General features: G+C 32.9%; 21 protein-coding genes. 8 read left to right on the plus strand and 13 right to left on the minus strand.

All coding sequences use genetic code 11. The features are described 5' to 3' along the window. Positions 1–46 precede the first annotated feature (46 nt). The 3 genes from OD803_RS10315 to OD803_RS10325 all read right to left on the minus strand — a co-directional run bounded on the left by OD803_RS10315 (position 47) and on the right by OD803_RS10325 (position 1,857). Positions 47–223 (minus strand): hypothetical protein, encoded by a 177-nt coding sequence (locus OD803_RS10315; RefSeq protein ID WP_165353684.1) that lies wholly within the window; start codon positions 221–223, stop codon positions 47–49. A gap of 86 nt (positions 224–309) precedes the next feature. Continuing rightward, positions 310–1,131, minus strand: a complete 822-nt coding sequence (locus OD803_RS10320) for an alpha/beta hydrolase (protein WP_262733341.1) — start codon at positions 1,129–1,131, stop codon at positions 310–312. Positions 1,132–1,215: 84 nt separating this feature from the next. Beyond that, positions 1,216–1,857: a peroxiredoxin gene (locus OD803_RS10325; RefSeq protein WP_129760194.1), complete on the minus strand. Its 642-nt coding sequence runs from the start codon at positions 1,855–1,857 to the stop codon at positions 1,216–1,218. 169 nt (positions 1,858–2,026) lie between these two features. On the opposite strand from OD803_RS10325, the gene fumC reads away from it, so the two are divergent. From fumC to hutI, 3 genes are all read left to right on the plus strand, one after another. Next, positions 2,027–3,424, plus strand: coding sequence for a class II fumarate hydratase (gene fumC / locus OD803_RS10330; protein ID WP_129760195.1), 1,398 nt, complete (start codon positions 2,027–2,029; stop codon positions 3,422–3,424). Positions 3,425–3,461: 37 nt separating this feature from the next. Beyond that, positions 3,462–4,856, plus strand: coding sequence for a T9SS type A sorting domain-containing protein (locus OD803_RS10335; protein ID WP_262733342.1), 1,395 nt, complete (start codon positions 3,462–3,464; stop codon positions 4,854–4,856). Between the two features lie 134 nt (positions 4,857–4,990). Next, positions 4,991–6,229, plus strand: a complete 1,239-nt coding sequence (gene hutI, locus OD803_RS10340) for an imidazolonepropionase (RefSeq protein WP_262733343.1) — start codon at positions 4,991–4,993, stop codon at positions 6,227–6,229. 74 nt (positions 6,230–6,303) lie between these two features. On the opposite strand, the gene OD803_RS10345 is transcribed toward hutI, so the two are convergent. Continuing rightward, entirely contained in the window at positions 6,304–7,188 is an 885-nt protein-coding gene (locus tag OD803_RS10345) for a chromosome partitioning protein ParA (protein ID WP_129760198.1), read from the minus strand. Between the two features lie 127 nt (positions 7,189–7,315). Here OD803_RS10345 and OD803_RS10350 point away from each other — a divergent pair, with 127 nt between their 5' ends. Continuing rightward, on the plus strand, positions 7,316–8,335 hold the full coding sequence (locus tag OD803_RS10350; RefSeq protein ID WP_262733344.1) for a formimidoylglutamase: 1,020 nt from the start codon (positions 7,316–7,318) through the stop codon (positions 8,333–8,335). Continuing rightward, positions 8,325–8,789 carry a GNAT family N-acetyltransferase gene (locus OD803_RS10355; RefSeq protein ID WP_262733345.1) on the plus strand — a complete coding sequence of 155 codons (465 nt, stop codon included), beginning with the start codon at positions 8,325–8,327 and terminating at the stop codon, positions 8,787–8,789. Before OD803_RS10350 ends, OD803_RS10355 begins: the two co-directional genes overlap by 11 nt. On the opposite strand, the gene OD803_RS10360 is transcribed toward OD803_RS10355, so the two are convergent. The 7 genes from OD803_RS10360 to OD803_RS10390 form a co-directional block, all read right to left on the minus strand. Then, positions 8,786–9,241 (minus strand): hypothetical protein, encoded by a 456-nt coding sequence (locus tag OD803_RS10360; RefSeq protein ID WP_262733346.1) that lies wholly within the window; start codon positions 9,239–9,241, stop codon positions 8,786–8,788. The two genes, OD803_RS10355 and OD803_RS10360, sit on opposite strands and share 4 nt — an antisense overlap. Before the next feature lie 182 nt (positions 9,242–9,423). Beyond that, complete coding sequence (locus tag OD803_RS10365) at positions 9,424–11,100, minus strand: DUF4199 domain-containing protein (RefSeq protein ID WP_134199088.1); 1,677 nt, start codon at positions 11,098–11,100, stop codon at positions 9,424–9,426. Positions 11,101–11,124: 24 nt separating this feature from the next. Continuing rightward, the gene (locus OD803_RS10370; protein WP_262733347.1) at positions 11,125–11,673 is read right to left on the minus strand and encodes a hypothetical protein; all 549 of its coding nucleotides are present in this window, start codon (positions 11,671–11,673) and stop codon (positions 11,125–11,127) included. 46 nt (positions 11,674–11,719) lie between these two features. After that, positions 11,720–12,955, minus strand: coding sequence for a DUF6638 family protein (locus OD803_RS10375; RefSeq protein WP_262733348.1), 1,236 nt, complete (start codon positions 12,953–12,955; stop codon positions 11,720–11,722). A gap of 82 nt (positions 12,956–13,037) precedes the next feature. Continuing rightward, the gene (locus OD803_RS10380) at positions 13,038–14,996 is read right to left on the minus strand and encodes an AAA family ATPase (protein ID WP_262733349.1); all 1,959 of its coding nucleotides are present in this window, start codon (positions 14,994–14,996) and stop codon (positions 13,038–13,040) included. 76 nt (positions 14,997–15,072) lie between these two features. Further along, entirely contained in the window at positions 15,073–16,131 is a 1,059-nt protein-coding gene (locus tag OD803_RS10385) for a hypothetical protein (protein ID WP_262733350.1), read from the minus strand. 83 nt (positions 16,132–16,214) lie between these two features. After that, positions 16,215–17,552, minus strand: coding sequence for a coiled-coil domain-containing protein (locus tag OD803_RS10390; protein ID WP_129760206.1), 1,338 nt, complete (start codon positions 17,550–17,552; stop codon positions 16,215–16,217). 169 nt (positions 17,553–17,721) lie between these two features. On the opposite strand from OD803_RS10390, the gene OD803_RS10395 reads away from it, so the two are divergent. Next, the gene (locus OD803_RS10395) at positions 17,722–18,531 is read left to right on the plus strand and encodes an MBL fold metallo-hydrolase (RefSeq protein ID WP_262733351.1); all 810 of its coding nucleotides are present in this window, start codon (positions 17,722–17,724) and stop codon (positions 18,529–18,531) included. 100 nt (positions 18,532–18,631) lie between these two features. Then, on the plus strand, positions 18,632–18,853 hold the full coding sequence (locus tag OD803_RS10400; protein WP_129760208.1) for a hypothetical protein: 222 nt from the start codon (positions 18,632–18,634) through the stop codon (positions 18,851–18,853). A gap of 50 nt (positions 18,854–18,903) precedes the next feature. Here OD803_RS10400 and ettA read toward each other — a convergent pair whose 3' ends face one another. Both ettA and OD803_RS10410 read right to left on the minus strand, forming a co-directional pair. Then, positions 18,904–20,595: an energy-dependent translational throttle protein EttA gene (ettA, locus tag OD803_RS10405; protein WP_262733352.1), complete on the minus strand. Its 1,692-nt coding sequence runs from the start codon at positions 20,593–20,595 to the stop codon at positions 18,904–18,906. A gap of 2 nt (positions 20,596–20,597) precedes the next feature. Beyond that, positions 20,598–20,780 (minus strand): CAL67264 family membrane protein, encoded by a 183-nt coding sequence (locus tag OD803_RS10410; RefSeq protein WP_103052245.1) that lies wholly within the window; start codon positions 20,778–20,780, stop codon positions 20,598–20,600. Between the two features lie 145 nt (positions 20,781–20,925). Here OD803_RS10410 and OD803_RS10415 point away from each other — a divergent pair, with 145 nt between their 5' ends. Continuing rightward, the gene (locus OD803_RS10415; RefSeq protein ID WP_129760210.1) at positions 20,926–21,360 is read left to right on the plus strand and encodes an RrF2 family transcriptional regulator; all 435 of its coding nucleotides are present in this window, start codon (positions 20,926–20,928) and stop codon (positions 21,358–21,360) included. Positions 21,361–21,410: the final 50 nt, after the last annotated feature.

Here is a 21,410-nt window from a genome sequence, read left to right on the forward strand (position 1 = left end):
AAAAAGGACGCAATTGCGTCCTTTTTTTATAATATATAGTAAAAAATTATTGTTGTAATCTTTGAGCTTTCTTTTCAGCTCTAATTTCTTTAAGTCTTTCAATTGAAGCACCAAAAATCCAGTAAGGGATTACGAAAGTCAATAAAAATATCATTAACCAAAATCCAATTGTTAAAATGGTTAAAAATGCTAAAAATCCTAAGTATTGATCAAATTCAAACATGTGCTATTTTTTTGTTGTTGATGCAAAGATAAAACAAAGTGTTTTGTTTTACAATACGAAACTAAAATTTATTAACAGCTTATTCACTACTCTTTGTATGGAAACAATCTTAAGAGACCTTCATACAAACTTCTGTGTAAAATAGTAGCATGATTTTCATTATCCATTAGTAAATAATCAACTGTTAAATGCTCTTTACCTGAGGATTTTAAAACTTCAGCAATAGCACTAGCTTCTCTTTGCATAATTGGGTCTTCTTCCTTCCCTACTGAAACATACACATACGTTTCAACATCTGGTTGGTGGCTAAACAATACATTAGCTTCGTTAAGCATACTTTCATCATCCCACCATAAACTAGGACTAACGATTAAGTAATGCGTAAATAATGACTGTTTTTTCAATAAAACCTCAGTGGCTAACAAACCTCCTAATGATTGGCCAATTAAATATTTCTCATTAGTAGTTTTATACGTTTTTTCAATATAAGGTTGCAATTCGGTTTCTAAAAAAGTGATAAACGATTTAGAATGTCCTGTTGTTGGATAATTTTTTTTCAGAGATTTTAAATTTGTATGAAATGTGAAATCGCGTTTTCTATCTACATTAGCAATACCTACAACAATAACATCAGGCATTTTAAACTGTAAATTAAAAAACTGCACCAAGCCAACGACATGAATAAAATCTTCATTGATTGAGCCATCTAAAACATATATAACAGGATATGCTTTAGCTGCATCATAAGTTGATGGCAAATACACATTAAGTGTACGGTTTTCATTTAAAACCTTTGAATGAATAGTTTTTACCTCTCCTATCGTTAATGGTGTTGATTTAACTTCGGTTTGCGAAAAAGAAAAAGAAACTGTAAAAACTAAAAAAAGTACTGCTATAACTTGCTTCATATCTAAATCATTTTTGATTTATAAATATAAAAAAACACCATGAATTAACTACATGATGTTTTTTAATCTTTTTTATTGTTAATCCTAATCCAAATTAGGTTGTGGAGTTGTTCGCAAATAAGGTTTTACAACTTTATGACCTTTAGGGAAAAGCTCAGGAATATCTTTATCTGCAACCGCAGGAACGATAACACAGTCATCTCCATTATTCCAGTTAGCAGGTGTAGCTACTTTATGATAAGCTGTAAGCTGTAACGAATCGATAACTCGTAATAACTCATCAAAATTTCTACCTGTTGAAGCTGGATAAGTAATAATAAGTTTTACTTTTTTATCAGGATCAATCACGAATACTGAACGAACAGTTAATTTACTATCTGCATTAGGATGTATCATATCATAAAGTTCTGATACTTTTCGATCTTCATCAGCAATTATTGGAAAGTTTACTGTTGTGTTTTGCGTTTCATTAATATCGTTAATCCAACCTTTATGAGACTCTACTCCATCAACACTTAACGCTACTACTTTAACATTACGTTTATCAAATTCTGATTTATATTTAGCTACAGTGCCAAGCTCTGTAGTACAAACTGGAGTATAATCGGCAGGATGCGAAAACAAGATTCCCCAACCATCACCTAACCAGTCATGAAAATTAATCTGTCCTTCTGAAGATTGCGCAGTAAAGTTTGGTGCTACATCTCCTAATCTAATTGTTGCCATGTTTATGATTTTAAAAATTAAAGTATAAAGATACTTATTAATCTACTAAACTAGTAGGAATTAAAAATATTTAAGTTTTTTTTAATATTTAAGCACATAACTTCATGCTTTTTAAACCTAAAAGAACGATGAAAAATGTTAAATTTGTGCATCTAATAAAACAAACATCATGACTTATAGAATAGAAAAAGACACGATGGGAGAAGTAAAAGTCCCATCAGATAAACTTTGGGGAGCACAAACTGAGCGCTCAAGAAATAATTTTAAAATTGGCGCACCAGCTTCTATGCCTTTAGAAATAGTATATGGTTTTGCATATTTAAAAAAAGCTGCTGCTTATACTAATAATGAGTTAGGTGTTTTAGAAGACGAAAAACGCGATTTAATTGCTCAAGTTTGTGATGAAATTTTAGAAGGCAAACACGACGATCAGTTTCCGTTAGTAATCTGGCAAACAGGTTCAGGAACACAAAGCAACATGAACGTAAATGAGGTTATTGCCAATAGAGCACATCAACTTGCTGGTAAAGTTATTGGTGAAGGCGATAAAACCATCCAACCTAATGACGATGTTAACAAATCACAATCATCAAACGATACCTTCCCTACTGGAATGCATATTGCAGCTTATAAAAAAGTTGTAGAAACTACAATTCCAGGAGTTATAAAACTTAGAAACACTTTACACACAAAATCTATTGAGTTTAAAGACTGCGTAAAAATTGGAAGAACACACCTTATGGATGCAACACCTCTAACTTTAGGGCAAGAGTTTTCAGGTTATGTTTCACAATTAGACCATGGTTTAAAAGCACTTGAAAACACTTTACCTCACCTTGCTGAGTTAGCTTTAGGAGGAACAGCTGTTGGAACTGGTCTTAATACTCCTGAGGGTTATGCAGAACTGGTAGCACAATACATTGCAAAATTTACTAACCTTCCATTTGTATCTGCTGAAAATAAGTTTGAAGCTCTAGCTGCTCATGATGCAATTGTTGAAACTCATGGTGCTTTAAAGCAACTTGCGGTATCATTAAATAAAATAGCAAATGATATTAGAATGATGGCTTCAGGACCTCGTTCTGGTATTGGAGAAATTATAATTCCTGCTAACGAACCTGGTAGCTCAATTATGCCTGGAAAAGTTAACCCAACACAATGTGAAGCTCTTACAATGGTTTGTGCGCAAGTTATGGGTAACGACGTTGCTATTACTGTAGGTGGTACTCAAGGACATTATGAACTAAACGTATTTAAGCCTATGATGGCTGCAAATATTTTAGAATCTGCTCAACTTATAGGTGATGCTTGTGTAAGCTTTGAAGAAAACTGTGCTAGTGGTATTGAACCTAATCATTCAGTAATAAAACAGTTACTAAACAACTCTTTAATGCTTGTAACAGCATTAAATACTAAAATAGGATATTACAAAGCTGCTGAAATTGCTAATACAGCTCATAAAAATGGAACTACATTAAAAGAAGAAGCAATTAATTTAGGATATGTTACAGCTGAAGAATATGACGAATGGGTAAAACCAGAAGACATGATTGGTAACATGAAATAAATCAATATATTAGTAACTAATTCAATTTACTACATTTATGAAAAGAACACTACTTACTTTACTTTTTGGAGTTTTTATACTGTCAACTTCAACATCTCAAACTACATTCTCGACAAAAATGCCTATTGATACTAATGCAGGAACAAACCCTTATGTTGTTGTGTCTGGGTTAATAAATAATGATGCATATCCTGATTTAGTTGTATCTGCTTATAACGCTAGTACCATTAAATTATATATCAATAATACAGATGGATCTTTTGCTGCTCCTGTGACAATTTCATCTACTCTATCTCAAGTTGGAGGTATATCATTAGCTGATATTGATGGGATTAATGGCTTAGACATTGTTGCTGCTTCTTATGCCGATAATAAAGCAGTTTGGTTTGCTAACAATGGTTCTGGTGGTTTTGGAACTGAAAATGTAATTTCAAGTAGCGTAACTGATGCTGCTGGTATACATACTGCTGATGTTAACAATGACACTTATATTGATGTGATTGTTTCTGTTAATGGTGATGACAAAGTAGTTTGGTATGCTAATGATGGAACTGGAAACTTCCCAGGTGGCGAAAACACAATTGTTTCTGGATTAAACCAACCAGGAGATATTGATATGATAGATTTTGATGATGATGGTGATTTAGACATAGTTATCTCTACTGCTGAATATGCAGCAAACGGAAGAGTTGATGTATACTATAACGATTTAATCCCTGGTGGATCAGTAGCTTTTACAGTTGATGCAAATCCTGTAACTGATTCAGGAAACGTTTATTTATTTGATGTAGATTTCGCTGATGTAAATGACGATGGAAATATTGATATTTTAGTTTCTGATAGTTTTGGTGACTTAGCTTGGTTCAATAAGGAATTAGATGGCACGTATACTAAAAATATAATTTCGATTTCCATGGCTAATCCAGGAACTGTTGAATCTGCCGATATGGATGATGATGGTTATAATGATCTTGTCATTACAAATGGAGGAACTGCTGGTAATGATTTAATTTGGTTTGAAAGTACGGATATTGGTGGATTTAATAGCGAATCTGTTATTGATGCTACTCAAGCCCAAATTTTCACATTAGCTATTGATGATTTTGATAATGATGGTGACTTAGATATAGCTACTGTTGACTATCAAAACTTTGATGTGAATTGGTTTGAAAACGAGTTATATACTTTAGGAAGTAATGATTTAACTCAAAACACTTTTAACATCTACCCTAACCCAGTTAAAAATAAGCTTTATGTTAAGTCTCTTAATAATGAAAGTTACAATGTATCAGTTTATGATATTTTAGGAAAAAACGTTGTTAATTCAACTATTTCACCTAATAACCCTTTAGATGTATCATCTCTATACAATGGAATTTACATTATCAAATTTGAAGGACATAACAAAACTTTTAAGTTTGTTAAAGAATAAACTTTTAAATACATCTTATAAAAAGCGTTGACAAACAGTCAGCGCTTTTTTTATACATCGTATTTAGAAAAAATTTGATACCATTTCCTGATAACAGAAGTAATTTTGTTAATTTTATGATTTTACCCTTAGCTATGTCAATACTAATAACCAACATAAAAGAACTTATTCAAGTTCGTGATACCAATGTTACCATTGTAAAAGGCAGTGACATGAAAACACTTCCTGTAATAAAAAACGCTTACTTATTTATTGAGCATGACACTATAGTTGAGTATGGCTCAATGGACGACTACCAAGATATCGATGCTGATGAAGTTATTGATGCCACAGGAAAAGTGGTGATGCCTTCTTGGTGCGATTCTCATACACACATTGTATACGCAGGAAATAGAGTTAGAGAATTTGTAGATAGAATTAATGGCTTATCCTACGAAGAAATTGCCAATAATGGTGGTGGTATTTTAAATTCTGCTGAAAAACTTCAAAACACTTCTGAAGAAGAACTTTACCAACAATCATTAAAACGTCTTAATGAAGTCATAAAACTAGGTACAGGTACTGTCGAAATAAAATCGGGTTACGGCTTAACCGTTGATGCAGAACGAAAAATGTTGCGAGTGATAAAACGATTAAAACGCGAATCGCTTGCTTTTATTAAGCCTACACTATTAGGCGCTCATGCTGTTCCTAAAGAATACAGTAATAATAAAAGTGCTTATGTAGATTTGGTAGTAAACGAACTTATACCAAAAGCTACTGAAGAGCATCTAGCCGAATACATTGATGTATTTTGTGAAAAAGGCTATTTTGACCTAGACGATACTGAAAGAATCCTTAAAGCAGGTGTAGCTCATGGTTTAAGACCTAAAATACATGTAAACCAATTTAATGCTTTTGGAGGTGTAGCTTTAGGAGTAAAATATGATGCGCTTTCAGTAGATCATTTAGAAGAAATGAGTAAAGAAGATATTGAAGCGCTTAAAAACAGCAATACAATGCCTGTTGCTCTACCTTCTTGTTCTTATTTTTTAAGTATCCCTTATACACCTGCAAGACAAATGATTGACGCAGGCTTACCACTAGCATTAGCAACCGATTATAATCCAGGTTCAACACCTAGTGGAAATATGAATTTTGTAGTAAGTACTGCGTGTATAAAAATGAAAATGACTCCTGAAGAAGCTATAAATGCTGCAACCATAAATGGTGCTTATGCTATGGGATTAAGCAATATGTATGGCAGTATTTGTAGAGGTAAAAAAGCGAATGTAATCATTACAAAAGAGATTCCTAATTACCAGTTTATTCCTTATGCGTTTGGAGAAAACTTAATTGATGAAGTTATTATTAATGGTATTAGATTAGATTAGATTAGATTAGATTAAAATAAAAAAGCCGAATGAAAATTTTCATTCGGCTTTTTACAATCAATCAATTAATTTGCTTATTTCAATGTAAACTCAGTTGATGAGATTAATTCTTTTTCATTGAAAACATTTACTGTATAACGTCCTTCTTCAAACTCATCGTTGTTAGGAGCTACAAACTCGCAAATGTTTAAACTTCTGTTTTCGTAGTTAAATTTACTCACCAAGCTATAGTTTAATATTTTATCTTCAAACTGTATTTGCTCGTTAGCACCAAGTACATTATCATTAGGATCTAATACCTGAACATATAATTCTTTATCACCTGCACCTACTAAAGTGTTTTTAGCAACAGTATAGCAAACTCTAATTTTATCACTTCTTCTAGAACGCTCTGTTGGTATTAATTTACCTGAAGTTCTCTCAATAACTCCGTACGCTTTAAGTCCAACTGTTTGTAATACTGCAGCATTTTCAACTACTGTTGCTAACTCAGTATTTTGTACTAATAATGAATCAGTAAACATTGTACGTTCTGCTAATTGTAATTGAGTACTATCTAATGATGTTGCTAACAAAGAGTTTTCTACTTTTAGCTTGTCATTTTCAGCTAGCAATACATCCATTTCTTCTTGTAATGCTAAAAATTGTTTTTTGTATCTCCATAAACTGTTAACACTGTTTTGAGATATTTTTAGTGAGTCCATTAAGCCTTCAATACGTGCTCTAGCCTCAACTAAATTTTGGTTGGCAACTTCATTCTCGCCAATAGCAATATCATATTGCTTAGCCATGTTATTTAGGTCTGCCATTACCTGTTCTTTTTCTTTGGTTAAAACCGCTTCGGTTTCTTTCTTGTCATTATAAAGTTTAGAGGTATAAAATCCTGTTCCTAAGAAAAGAGCCAACAAAATACCTAAAGCAACTTTTAATCCTGTACTTTTACTGTTTGAATTCTCCATTGTTTTTTCTTTTTTAAATTATTTAAACGTTAATTCTTGTTTTTAATCTTTTAATTAAATTTAATTTTAAGCCTGAAAATAAATAAAACTGTATTTTTAATTATTATTTTTTAATAACATTTCCAATATGGACAACCTTATACTTTTTGATAAAGATACTTTAAAAACCATCTTAAAAAAACGCTCAGGCGAAACCAAGTTTGGAGAACAAGTTATTTTACTTCCTAACTCCACTAATATATACGATGAATTAGTAAATTTAGATGTTGACTATGTAATTTTTGGTATTTCTGAAGACATTGGAGTCTTTGGAAACCTAGGAAATACAGGGACTTCAAAAGCATGGGATGCTACAATAAAAATTTTAACAAATATACAAAGTAACGCGTTTTTAAATGCTAGTAAAGTAGTTATCCTAGGTCATTTAGACTATTCTAAATCATTACAAAAACTTCAAAACTTAGATAAAACCAACAAAAAGGATATTGCTAAAGCACGTCGAAAAGTAGCTAAAATCGACAAACAAGTTTCACATTTAATCCATCAAATAGTTAAAGCAGGTAAAACACCAATTGTTATTGGTGGAGGACACAATAATGCCTACGGAAATATAAAAGGAACTTCGCTAGCGCTAAACTCAACAATTAACGCTGTAAATTTTGATGCGCATAGTGATTTTAGAGCTGAAGAAGGCCGACACAGTGGCAATGGATTTAGTTATGCTTACGCTGAAGGCTTTTTGAAAAACTATTTTGTGTTTGGACTACACGAAAACTATACATCTTCAACTACATTTAAAACTTTAGATAAAGTAAAATCTGTGGCATATAATACTTTTGAGGCTATACAAATTAGAAAAGAGCTTAAGTTTAAAGCAGAGATGCAACGTGCTTTAGAGCATGTTTCTGGTAGTGCTTTTGGTGTTGAAATAGATTGCGATGCTATATTAAATATACCAAGCAGTGCAATGACACCAAGTGGTTTTAGCGTTAATAAAGCACGACAGTTCGCCACCTTTTTTGGTGCTCACGAAAATGCAAAATATTTGCATATTTGCGAAGCTGCTCCTACTCCAGAAACCGAAACCCAAGTTGGAAAATTGATTACTTATTTGATTACTGATTTTATTAAAGCTCATGCAAATTGAAATCATCCCCTTTAATACTAGATATTCTCAACATTTTTATGATTTGAATATTGAATGGCTTAAAACCTATTTTTATGTAGAACCTTACGATGAAGAAGTCTTAAGTAAACCTGAAGAATATATCATTAATAAAGGCGGTTTTGTCTTTTTTGCAAAACTTAATGAAACTATTCTTGGAACTGTTGCATTAATGCCTACTAGTACTAAAAATGTGTTTGAACTCACTAAAATGGCAGTTTCACCAAAATATCGTGGTTACAAAATTGGGCAACAGCTTATGCAATATTGTATAGAATTCGCAAAACAACATCAGTTTAAAGCTTTAATGTTGTACTCTAACACCAAGTTGGAAAACGCTATTTATATATACCGAAAATATGGTTTTATAGAAATTCCTGTTGAAAAAAATTCTCCTTATAAACGTAGTGATATAAAGATGATTTTAGAGGTTTAAAACTTTTCATCTAGCTCATTACAAAACTTTTGATTTTCAGCACAAAGAATAGATAATGTCTCAAATAACAACTGATTTAATTCCTCATCTGTAGATTTAATAGCATAAGCAAGTTTAAACTCAGAGAGAGCTCCTTGAAGATTATTGCTTTTTAATCTTGATTTACCAGAACGCTTCAATAAGTTGAATGCTTCAAGGTTTTCACTCTCAAGACGTTGTTTCGTTGTATTATTAATTTCAGATGAATGTTGCAAGATTTTTGACTTATTCAATTGGATAATTCCAAAAAACAAGCTTATCAAAACAATACTTACCACTACATATAATCTATTTGAAGTTTTAGAAGGCTGGATTTTAAATTCTCTTTGGTATTTTGGGACTTCTGTAAATAAAGGTTTTCTTTTTATTTCAAAAGGCTTTCTTGGACGTTGTTTATAAATCCAACTTTGCATACCAAAACCCATGTAACCCATAAATATCCTTTATCTATAAGTCATTGAAATTCAATAAAAGTTACACTTAGTTAGTATGATGAGATAATAATTACCTTGTCATTCCGCAATTGATGCGGAATCCAATCCAACTAAAATAATGTAAATGTTGATAGTTTAGGAATGTAGAAAGAATAGCAACCTTAATTCTCAATAGATTTTAAAGAGTCTATTTGACGCTGTAAGCGTTCAATTTCTTCAGCATTTTTATCTACTCTAGGGATTGCCAAAACCGAGTCTATAGCTTGCTCAACAATATCAATATCTTTTGTTTCTTCAACAAAATAATACCCAATACCTTCACTCGATCTCCAAGCTTCGTTTAATTGGTCATAAACTGTTTTATCCCATTGACTTGGGTGTTTTACATCAATCCAAATAACATCTCTATATTCAGCATCAATTAAGGCTAAGTCTGGTGTTGCAGAGCCATCAAAATTGTCTGAACCTTCACGAATTGCTGAAATAGTTCCTAAAAAGAACATACGTTTTCTTCCTGCAATATCTTTTATATAAGGCCTAAATTCAACCGGTTTATTAACTGTCCAGTCAAACTCTTTACGAGACTCTATAACTTTTAAAGGCATTGCCGAAACACCTGCATAACCTTGTTTTTTAGCTGCATGATCATAATAATACAGCTTATCAGTTCCATCTGCAGGAATAAAAACACTAAATGTTAAACTTGTGCGCTCATCACCAACTGGCTCTAAACCAAACCAATGGTATAATCCGCTGTAAGCATTAGTATCTGTGTCAGAAAAATCAAAATCAGTTACAAAAGGCTGCTCGTTTTGATCGTCTGGTAAATCTGGTATTTTCACTGCTGTTTCCATGTTCCAAGGTAGTGGATCACTAAAACCTCCAAGGAATTTTAAAGATTCTGCTTGTATGCGAGATACTTTTTCAGACAATGTATTTTGACGTGTTAAATACGGATGGTTGTTCATTTCATCAGGACTTATATAGGTTCCTTTTCCTATTAAAACACGCTCAAAATAATCGTTAATATCGTGTTCGCCATTATCAATAACCATAACGCCTCCAAAAGTTGGATAAGGAAACAAGAACCCTTTCCATTTTATCAAACTCACTACTTCTACCCATTTTCCGGAATCGTTTTTCATATAAAACACATCTCCAGGTTCATAATTAAACAACATCCAAGGATTGAAACGTTGCACTACTGCGTTGTAAGTGTTTCTACTAAATTTTAAAGACTCACCTATTGAAAACACTACAGGAATACGATTTTCACTTGAAAACCTAGGAAATGGTGTTGTACTAGAGACTGAAAAAACCTCTTCGGTATTATCGCTTATTTGCTGTAATGTATATTTTTCTGAAGGTTGAATGGCCATAGTCCATTTGTTTTCGCCATCTACACGAACTAAGTGAGGTAACGACACGTCTTTGGTCTCTCCTACACTTTCGTTTGCCATTGAGAAAATGTTACGAAGTGGTTGTATACGTTCGTTTTGAGTTAGAGGAAGCTCGTTGATTTCAACTTTATTTAAATGATTAAAGACATTATAGGTTTTCATGTAATCGTACATTTTAAAATGCCATCCTACTGCATAGAGCAAACCAAAAAACACAAGCAAAACACCTAAAATACCTAATCGACCACCTGTACTTGCTGTTTTTCTAAACTTTCGTAATCCAAAAAACAAGACTATACCACTTAACAGAATAATGAAAATGTATTTTCTAAGAAATAATAAAACTGGTTGATAATCGTCCCTAAAGAAGAATAATGCCAACACTAATAAAATGTAAGTTAAAATTGCAGGCTTTCCGTTTTTCCAGAATAATCTCATGTTTAGTTTTTAGTTGTTAGTGAATTACATCAATCCTTTATCCTTCAAGCGTTCACGAGCACTTTTCTCGTTAGGTTTTGGTGCTTCAACTTCAGGTTCGATTTTGTTCTCGACTGCGCTCGAACTGACATCGCTGTCTTTAGTTCTTAAGTCTTCAATAAAGTCTTTTCCTTTTTCAACAGCGTCATCAAACTTATCTTCTAAAGAATCACTTTTCTCTTCAATAATTTTAGTTGATTTAATTACAAAATTTGCAATGTAAGTTCCTACAAGTGTACCAACAATAACTGAAGCAAAAGCTGAAACACCATTATAGCTTCCAAAGATTTGAAACGGAGTTAAAAATTGAACAGCCACAGCTACAACCAAAAATAAGGCTACAACAAAAATTAATCTAGGTATAAAGGTTTGCTTATAAATGAATCCTTTTCTACTATCGGGTTTCATTTGTAACTCTTTACTGTTTACAATTTTATTCACAAAACGATATGCTCCATTACCATTAGACTCTCTCCAATACAAGAAAATGCCAAAAAGTATAGCAGCTATAAAAATTACAAGATCTAGTCCCATGTGTTTGTTTTTAAAGTGAATGCTTTATAAAATTAGTCTATTTTATTTAAATATTGTTACGTATTGTGTCAATTACCCAATCTTTAAACGAGTCATCCCAAGTCTCATAGGTTTTATAAAACTGTTCTTTATCATACCAGTACAAAAACAACACATCCTTTGGCGAAACATTTATTAAAAGCTTCCATATTAAATCTTGATGCATTGGCTCTAAAGATGAATGAGGTTGGTGCAATGCATGGTATAGATCAACATCTACCATGTCCTTTAATTTATACTCGTTGCTAAACTCTAAGCGTTCTAAATACAACTCTACACTATTGATTTTCTTAAGTGCATTGATATCAATTTTATTTAAATAACTCTTATATAAAATTTTACTCTCAAATATTTCTTTTAGAGAGTGTTGAGTCTCTTTAAGTTGTTGAGAGAGTTCATATTTTTTTACACGATCGTATCTTGGGGTTTTAACCACTTCATCCAAATCGCATTCAGCAATTAAATGATTTCGTAGTTTTTCAATTAATTCATCATGATTGATATGGTACATCAACACATCATGTGTAGTATCATTAATAGCTTCTTTGTACCATTTTTCATCTTCAAACACGATAATATCCGAAATAAAATCGCGCAACACATACACACCTCCAAAAGCTCTTGTATAAAACGAACTCACACTGTATTGAAGTTCTGGTAATTCTAAATCCCTGTTACGCAAATCTCCATAGGTATTTGCCGACTGTAATAACTTTTCGTGTAAGGTTTCATCAATAAAATTATTACCTTCTTTAAACTGCTCAATAAGCTCGCGTTGTTTTTTTTGTGCTTTATTAAGGTTGTTTATTAACCTAAAATGAATGTTTATAGTTTTGTATTTTAAAATATCCATAGGTCCATAAAACGCATCGATACCTTGATCAAAATCGAGACAAATTGCTGAGTCTCTAGTTATATCGTTTATTTTATTACCATAGGTTTTAAAAACCAATTTCATTAATTCCCTGTCAAACGTATGTGTAGGCAAATAGACAGGTTTTCCTTTTTGCAATGGAGAAATAATAATAGCATGTGCGTTGGCTTCGCCATGGTTTAAGTAAAGTAATTCCTTTTTTTCTTCAGCAATTTCAGGGCTCCAACCTATACCATCAATTGAAAAACTAGTAAGCTTTGTTGGCGAAAACCCTAATGTTTTTAAACACTGATTATAACGCTCAACCAACTTACCTCTTACAGGAAGTAGTTCACTTTGATATAGATTTGCTGCTTTTAGTTTATTCATAATTATTTCCCACAAAAGTGGAAATCTTAATTTATTCTAATTCTCTTTAGGATTCCGCATCAAGTGCGGAATGACAGTAAAATTACTTTTTGTCAAACTGAGTTCTTGCTTCCAATTCAATATTAAGCTGATTAACTCTAGCATCAACTTTACGTTTAAAATCAGTATCTGCAATTGTAGCAACATTGTCTAGATAACGCACAACCTCTTGACGACGAATTTCAGAAAAATCCAAACCTCTCATATTGGTTCGCATCAATTCTTGTAACATATTGAGTTTGGTATCATAATCCTTTTTAAAGTAAAAATCAGGGTTACTAAACCAATCTTCTTCTAAATCAAAATCAGTTAACCTTAAAGATATAGCGCTTTGTATATTACGAACATCTCTAGACGAGAAAAACGGAAAAACAGCTTGTATTTCTTTATATAAGTTTGCAAAAAATAAATGCTCATTGGTTTTAAAATGCTTCTCTACTTGATCATATATATCATGAACTCGAACTTCTGTAGGTTTATCTATATTTTGTAAGATATCGCCCATACTCTTGGCTAATCCTTGATTTTGTAGATAGCTGTAATTTTCTGGTCCTTGCATATTTACAAAATCAGGCATAGTGTCTTGTAATTTTCTCCACCACAAATGATCTTGATCTAAAAAGTCGTGCTCGGTACGTGCTCCATCAATTTTAAATCGTCCTTGAACACGTGAAATTACTGCTTTATCCAACATTTCTGGAAGGTTGGTAAATAACCCTATTGAGCTATTACCGTAATTAACAGCATAAGCACCTTCGGTATATCTTAAAAACACACCTATTACTTCTTTTACACCTGCCGAAACACCTTGTGCAGTACGCTCTTGAAGATTATTTTCAGCATCATCAATTGGAGCAAAAATGAGTTTTGAAGGATCTTGTAATGGTTTCATCCACTCTACCATTTTTTCGGCAGATCCACCTTGAAATGTTGATATCAACGTATCAGGCATTGGATGGAATAAAAATGGAATATCAAGATTGTCACAATGCTCTTTTAAACGTGTTGCAATAGCTGCAATAAGCATACTTTTTCCTGTTCCTGGAATTCCGTAACCCATAAACACTGGCATAAAACCTCCTAGTTCCTGAAATGGATTCTTTTTTGCTGTAAAATCGTAGCTTAACATACGCTCGGTTAAACGTCGTGCAAAGTGTTTTGCATCTCTGTTACCTACTATTTGTTCAAATTGAATTTTATTAAACTCTACACTTTTGGCAGCTCCTGCAAATACATTGTCCCAACCAGATACAGCAAAGTCTGATTTTTCTAATTTATAGGTTCTATCTAAAATAGTTTCGGTGTACTCCAACGTGCTTTTACGCATTTGGATTTCATCTATTAAGGCTTCAAAATACACAACCGTAAAATCGGTAACGTCTTTATCGCTTTTTATAATATCTGGATGCGACAAATACTTGTCGTAATAATAAAGACAACACGAAATTCCTTTTAATGGTGATAACAAAGATACTTCTGGCAGACCTGCAAATTTTTGCTTCATAACGCTTAAATCATCTGAAGCAACGGTTTTAAGGTTATGCAAAATATTGTAAGCCGTAGCATATAGCATAAAAGCTGTTGCTGTTTGCATTTTGCTTTCGTACTCTCGTTTTCCTGAACTATCTAAAGCAGATTTTCGCTCGTTTAAACTTGATAATCCTGAAGCATCATAGTAACTATCTTTAATCCAAATACCCAAAGTAATACCTTCTTGAACTGCAAATAAGGTTTGATTTAAATGAATTGGAATAGCAACAGAGTCTGGTAATAAGCGTTTTTTTAAAGCTAATATGGTTTTTGAAACTGAAGTCAACTCAACATTGCTTCCATTATTGGCACGCGACAAATACAGTAAAATAGATTCATCTTTAGCATCTTTGTCTTTGTTTTTTGCACGTTGACCTTGCTCCCACTGTACACTTTTTAAATAGGATGTTGCTTCATCACGAAGCATATCAAGTTCTGTTTGCTTTATAGGAAATGTTGAGTTGTGTTCCATGTTTCTATTTTGTCGTCATTGCGAATAAAATGAAGCAATCTCTTGTTTAAAAGAGAACCACGTACTTTGTTCCTCGTTATGACATTGTTTTTTTAATTTTTAATTCAGAAACTTGAATTGGCGCTTTCGCCAATTTATTCATAATTTCAGGTGTTTTGTTATACAGCATTTGTATAATACGATGTGGCGCAAACACATATTTTTGATGTATCGGTTCGCTCCACTTTTGTAAGGTTTGCTTATTAAAAAAGCTACCTTCTTTAAACTCACTTCCTGAGAATACTTCGTCAATACTCAGCGACAGCGCATACGACTCTATACTTAATTCTTTTTTAGCTATACCTTCTAAAATGGCATGTGTGATTTCATTTTCATCTTTTGCAAATACATTATGAAAAGGGCCTAAATCTATTCGCTTAATGTGTTTTGGATGTACTTCAGGCAGTTTTCTGTCTATTCCATAAGCCATAGTGTCTAAATCCATATCTCTGTCTGCAGTGGTCTTTAAGACTTCATAAATTTTATCTCTGTCTTTTAACGGATTTCGTCCTCCACTATAATCAAAGTACATGAAGCATATAAATGGCCTATTATGTGCTACATCATAAAAACTCCAACTGGTCATAAACTCAGGCGAAACATTCTCAGGCGTTTCCATAATGCGACCTTGCACAAAACGATTAAAAATATATTTCTGCTCTACTGACGTGTAATAAACTATTGAAGCCGCTTGAAACAATTTTTCTCGTTTTATGGGTTGTTTTTTATGAAGTAACTCATGCAAAAACTCATCTTGTAATTGACTAACATCTTTAAGTTTAGAAATGTAGTCTTCTTTTAAGGACAAATCATTAAAAAGATACCTAAACTCCAAATAGTTAGGAAAACCTGAATCGGTTAAATCCACTTTCATATTGTCTTCATCGTCGTACATATATTTAATACGCATAGCTTCGACTGAATACAATAACAAATCACAAAACTGCTTAAAATAAACAACTTCTTGTGCACTACATAATCCTTGATTTTGAACACTTACAATGAGTTCCTTTAGGGCAAAGTCTACCATTTTATGATAGAATACATATTGCGCTTTGGAGTCTAGTGTAGCGGAATCTAAAGGAGTTACAATCATGTTTTGAGTTTGCAGTGAACAGTATTCGGTTTGCAGTCAATTATAAAAATACTGCTAACTGCAAACTGAATACCAATTACTTTTTAAGATAATAAGTCGTCATTATTTTCAGGCTTTTTGTCGCCAGTTGGCTCTCCTTCACCTGAAGGTTTATTAGCATCTGCCTTATAGTAGTCTTCAAAAATTTCTTTCATATCAATACCATAACGCTCAGCAAAATTCTTTTGAATTTCAGAATCTTTGGTACGAATTTCCTGTAACGCTTCAGCATAACTGCTGTAAACACCTTGCATTACTTTTTCATGCACAGGAATATTATCCATCATTTCTTGACGTGCTTTAGCACTTGCTGTATGCATTGATGCAAGAGTTTCTCCAATATGTTCGTCAGTTTTTACACCTAAATGCTCTAAAATAGCTGCAAATTCTTGGTCAGTTCGTGCTTTTAAAGCCACAACGTAACCGTCGTAATATTTTAAACGCTCTTCGGTATCACTCTTTAATTTTGCACGATGTGTTTGTAAATTACTTCGTAAAGAGGTTAATACCTTTATGGTTAAGTTATGCTTATGCACAAAGCTGTCTTTACTTGCAGCAAGTGTTGTATAAGCGTTTTTAAGTCCTTCAAGCTCTTCTACTTTTTGCTCTAATGTGGTGACTTTACCAACAGCTTCAGCATACTCCGCAGATTGCTTATCTACAATTTCTTCTAACTCTTGACGTGCTTGTTTTAGTAAAGCATAGTTTTCTTCAAGCTTTGCTTCTACTTCTTTCTTCTTCTCTAAAGCTTTTGTATGGTTTTTTGTAGCTTCAACAATCGCGTCTTGAAGTTTGTCTTCAACTTCTTTAATTTCTACTTCACGATCTTTTAAACGCTTTACAGCTGCCTGACTTTTAAACGATAACTCATTTAATAAAGTTTGTACATCTGCCGATTCTATACGTTGCTGAAACATCGCTTTGGCTTTGTTATCTGCTTCGTCACGAGATTTTTGAGCAGCAGTAAGTTCGTCTTGCGCTTTTTTGATTTTACTTTTTCTTCCCCAAAGGTTGTTCCACCAAGTATCTGGTTTAGCTTCGGCATCTTCTAGTTCAACTCTTGCGCGTTCTAGACGTTTTATGGCATTATCAATGATTTTTTGTTCATCAGCATTTAAGCTAGAGAAATCTTCAAAAATAATCCCAACTTCGTCTTGATAATCAGTTAAATCTTTAATGGCATCTAGTAATGACGTTCTATCTTTTTCTGCCATATGCACTACATCGTCCAATGTTGCATTAAGTATTTTTTGACGCACTTCAGGATCATCTTCCTGTGCCAATTTAGATTTCATAGTGTCAATGGCTTTTCCCCAATTAACATCTACTTTTTCCTGTTTTTCATTGGAATTGGTTTCTAATAAATCAAAATCATCAGACATATTGTGTAGTGTTTTTATAGTTGAACAATTTTTGGATAAGCAATTTCGTTAAAAAATATCATTTTCAAAACTAATGCTCTTAAAATATCAGTAGTAAAAAAATTAAAAATGTTACAGGCTATAAAAAATGTAACGCAATCATTATCTTTAGTACTCAAACACTTCTATTATGAGAAATTCAATTTTTATTACCGCTATTTTAGCATTGTGTTTTATAAGCTGTAAAACAGATAAAAAAGAACCAGCAACCACTGAGACAATTATTGAAAACAATGTTGATGTTGAAACAACAACTTCCGATACTTCTTCTGAAATAAAAATTACTCCTATCGAACATGCTACTATGGTCTTGGAGTATAAAAATGTTGTGGTGTATGTTGATCCTGTTGGAGGAGCAGAACAATTTGCTGGACAAAAATCACCTAGTATCATTTTAGTTACTGACATTCATGGTGATCATTTTAATGAAGAGACCTTGTCAGGAATATTAGGAAATGCTGTTAAGATTATAGCTCCTGGTGCAGTAGCTGAATTGCTACCAAAACCTCTACGAGATCGTACACTGGTTCTTAATAATTCGCAAAATAGAGACTACACTTTTGATGGTGTTGAAATTAATATTGAAGCTGTACCAATGTACAACTTAAGAGAAGAGGCTTTAAAATTCCATGAAAAAGGACGTGGTAATGGTTACATTTTAACCATGGGAGGAAAACGAATTTATATTTCAGGTGATACTGAAGACATTCCTGAAATGCGCAACTTAAAAGATATAGATATGGCCTTTGTATGTATGAACTTACCATATACCATGACTGTTGAAAGTGCTGCAAGTGCTGTTCTAGATTTTAAACCAAAGCAAGTATATCCATACCATTACAGAGGCCAAGGTGGACTTAGCGATGTGGAAAAATTTAAAACCATTGTGAATGATAAAAATGATGCTATTGAAGTCGTTCAATTAGATTGGTACAAATAGTGATTACTCCATTTTTTATTAACAAATTTATAATGAAATAGTTACGGTTTTAATTAAAATTGTATATTTGACTTGATTAACCCCAACTATCAACCTAATTATGAATGCTTTATATTCAATTCCAAAGTTACTTGTAAGCACTACTCAGCTTACGGTTATACTCATTATTACAGCAGCAGTATTTATGTTTTTTATTGTGGTTGCAGTAATAAAAATGAGAAAGTTAAAGGCTGAAAATAAGAAGCTTATTGAAATGGAATCTTTAAAAAATGACGTTGAGGAGAGCTATAAAGATTTTACAAATGGCCATTTGTATGAATAAATTAAAATCACTTAAATAAAAAAGCCTGCATTGTGCAGGCTTTTTTTTATCTATCTAACTAATTTTTTATACTTAATTCGTTTCGGCATTAAGTCACCACCTAAACGTTTTTTCTTGTTCTCTTCGTAATCACTAAAACTACCTTCAAAGAAATAGACTTGGCTATCGCCTTCAAAAGCTAATATGTGCGTACAAATACGATCTAAAAACCAACGGTCGTGAGAAATAACCACAGCACAACCTGCAAAGTTTTCTAAACCTTCTTCTAGCGCACGTAACGTGTTTACATCAAGGTCGTTTGTAGGCTCATCTAAAAGTAGTACGTTTCCTTCTTCTTTTAGTGTCATAGCTAAATGCAAGCGGTTACGTTCTCCTCCAGATAGTAATTTTACTTTTTTGTTTTGTTCGCTTCCAGAGAAGTTAAAACGACTTAAATATGCACGAGAATTGACTTGCTTTCCTCCCATCATCACCAATTCTTGCTCATCACTAAAGTTTTGCCAAATCGTTTTTTCTGGATCTATATTAGAATGACTTTGGTCTACATAAGCAATTTTTGAAGTATCACCTACTATAAACTCACCTTTGTCTGGTGTTTCTTCGCCCATTATCATTCTGAAAATTGTGGTTTTACCTGCACCATTTGGTCCAATAACACCAACAATTCCAGCTTGAGGTAGATTGAAGTTTAAATCTTCATACAATAACTTATCGCCATAACCTTTACTTACACCTTTTGCTTCAATAACATTGGTTCCTAAACGCGGACCATTTGGTATGTAAATTTCAAGCTTTTCGTCAAGTTGCTTTTGGTCTTGACTCATTAATTTATCGTAGTTCTTTAAACGCGCTTTTTGCTTGGTTTGACGTCCTTTTGCACCTTGACGCACCCATTCTAACTCACGTTCTAATGTTTTTTGACGTTTTGAAGCTGCTTTTCCTTCTTGAGCCATACGTTTAGACTTTTGGTCTAACCATGAAGAGTAATTCCCTTTCCAAGGAATACCTTCTCCTCTATCCAGCTCTAAAATCCAACCTGCAACGTTATCCAAGAAATATCTATCGTGCGTTACAGCGATAACGGTTCCTTTATACTGCGCTAAATGATGCTCTAACCAATGTACCGATTCAGCATCAAGGTGGTTGGTAGGCTCATCAAGAAGTAATACGTCTGGTTCTTGTAGTAATAAACGACATAAAGCTACACGACGACGCTCACCACCAGAAAGTACACCGATTTTTTTATCACCATCTGGAGTACGTAATGCATCCATGGCAATTTCTAATTTGGTGTCTAATTCCCAAGCATTGGAAGCATCTATTTGATCTTGTAATTCGGCTTGACGGTTCATAAGCTTTTCCATTTTTTCAGGATTGCTATACACTTCTTCCAAACCAAACATATCGTTTATTTTGTTGTATTCATCTAGAATAGCTACAGTTTCAGCAGCGCCTTCTCGCACTACTTCCATCACTGTTTTTTCATCATCTAGTTGTGGTTCTTGTTCTAGATAACCAACAGAATATCCTGGTGAAAAAACCACATCGCCTTGATAGTTTTTATCTACACCTGCAATAATCTTTAATAATGTAGATTTACCCGAACCGTTAAGACCTAAAATACCAATTTTAGCTCCGTAAAAGAAGCTTAAATAAATGTTTTTAAGTACTGGCGTATTAGCCGATTGAAATGTCTTGGTTACACCAGACATTGAAAAAATTACTTTTTTATCGTCGCTCATAATTATACTCTTCCTTTTAATGCATTAAACACCCAAGCAATACAGAAAAAGCCAAAACCAACAGCAGCAAATCCCCAACCTGCAACATCGTCATAGCGAAAAGCTCCTAGTCCTATTAAACCTAATCCTACAAAAATCATAATCCATGTGGCCCAAGCCAACACTGTATTTTTATTCATTGCCATTTCTTAATCTTTATTTTTAGTTAGCAAATACAAATATCGGCATTATTTAAGAAATAACATATAATAGGTTAAAGACATTTTAATTAAGACAAAAACATCCTAATTAAAAAAATATTCGTAAATTTGTAAAAGATAAATTATCTATATGTTTTCAAAAGCTTGTGAATATGGTATTAAAGCAGCAATTTACATTGCATCAAATTCCAATGAAGGTAAGCGTGTTAGCTTAAAAGGCATTTCAAAACATATTGATTCACCAGAAGCCTTTACTGCAAAAATTCTTCAAACTCTTGCGAGAGAGAATATTGTAAACTCTATAAGAGGTATTAATGGTGGCTTTGAAATAGACAAGCAAAAACTTGAAAATATTCAATTGGCTGATATTGTTAATGCCATTGATGGAGACAGTATATATAAAGGTTGTGGTATTGGTTTAAAAGAATGTAGCGAACAACATCCTTGTCCTATTCATAATGACTTTAAGGTTGTTAGAAATAATTTAAGAATCCTTCTAGAGACAACTAATTTAAAATCCTTGGCAATGAATGTGAATGCTGGTGCTGTTTTTTTAAAAATTTAAAATAAAAAAAAAAAATTAAAACAAAACAGGATAAATTTATCCGAATAAAT

The sequence above is a fragment of the Gaetbulibacter sp. NE genome, assembly GCF_025548475.1.
GTDB classification, from domain to species: domain Bacteria; phylum Bacteroidota; class Bacteroidia; order Flavobacteriales; family Flavobacteriaceae; genus Gaetbulibacter_B; species Gaetbulibacter_B jejuensis.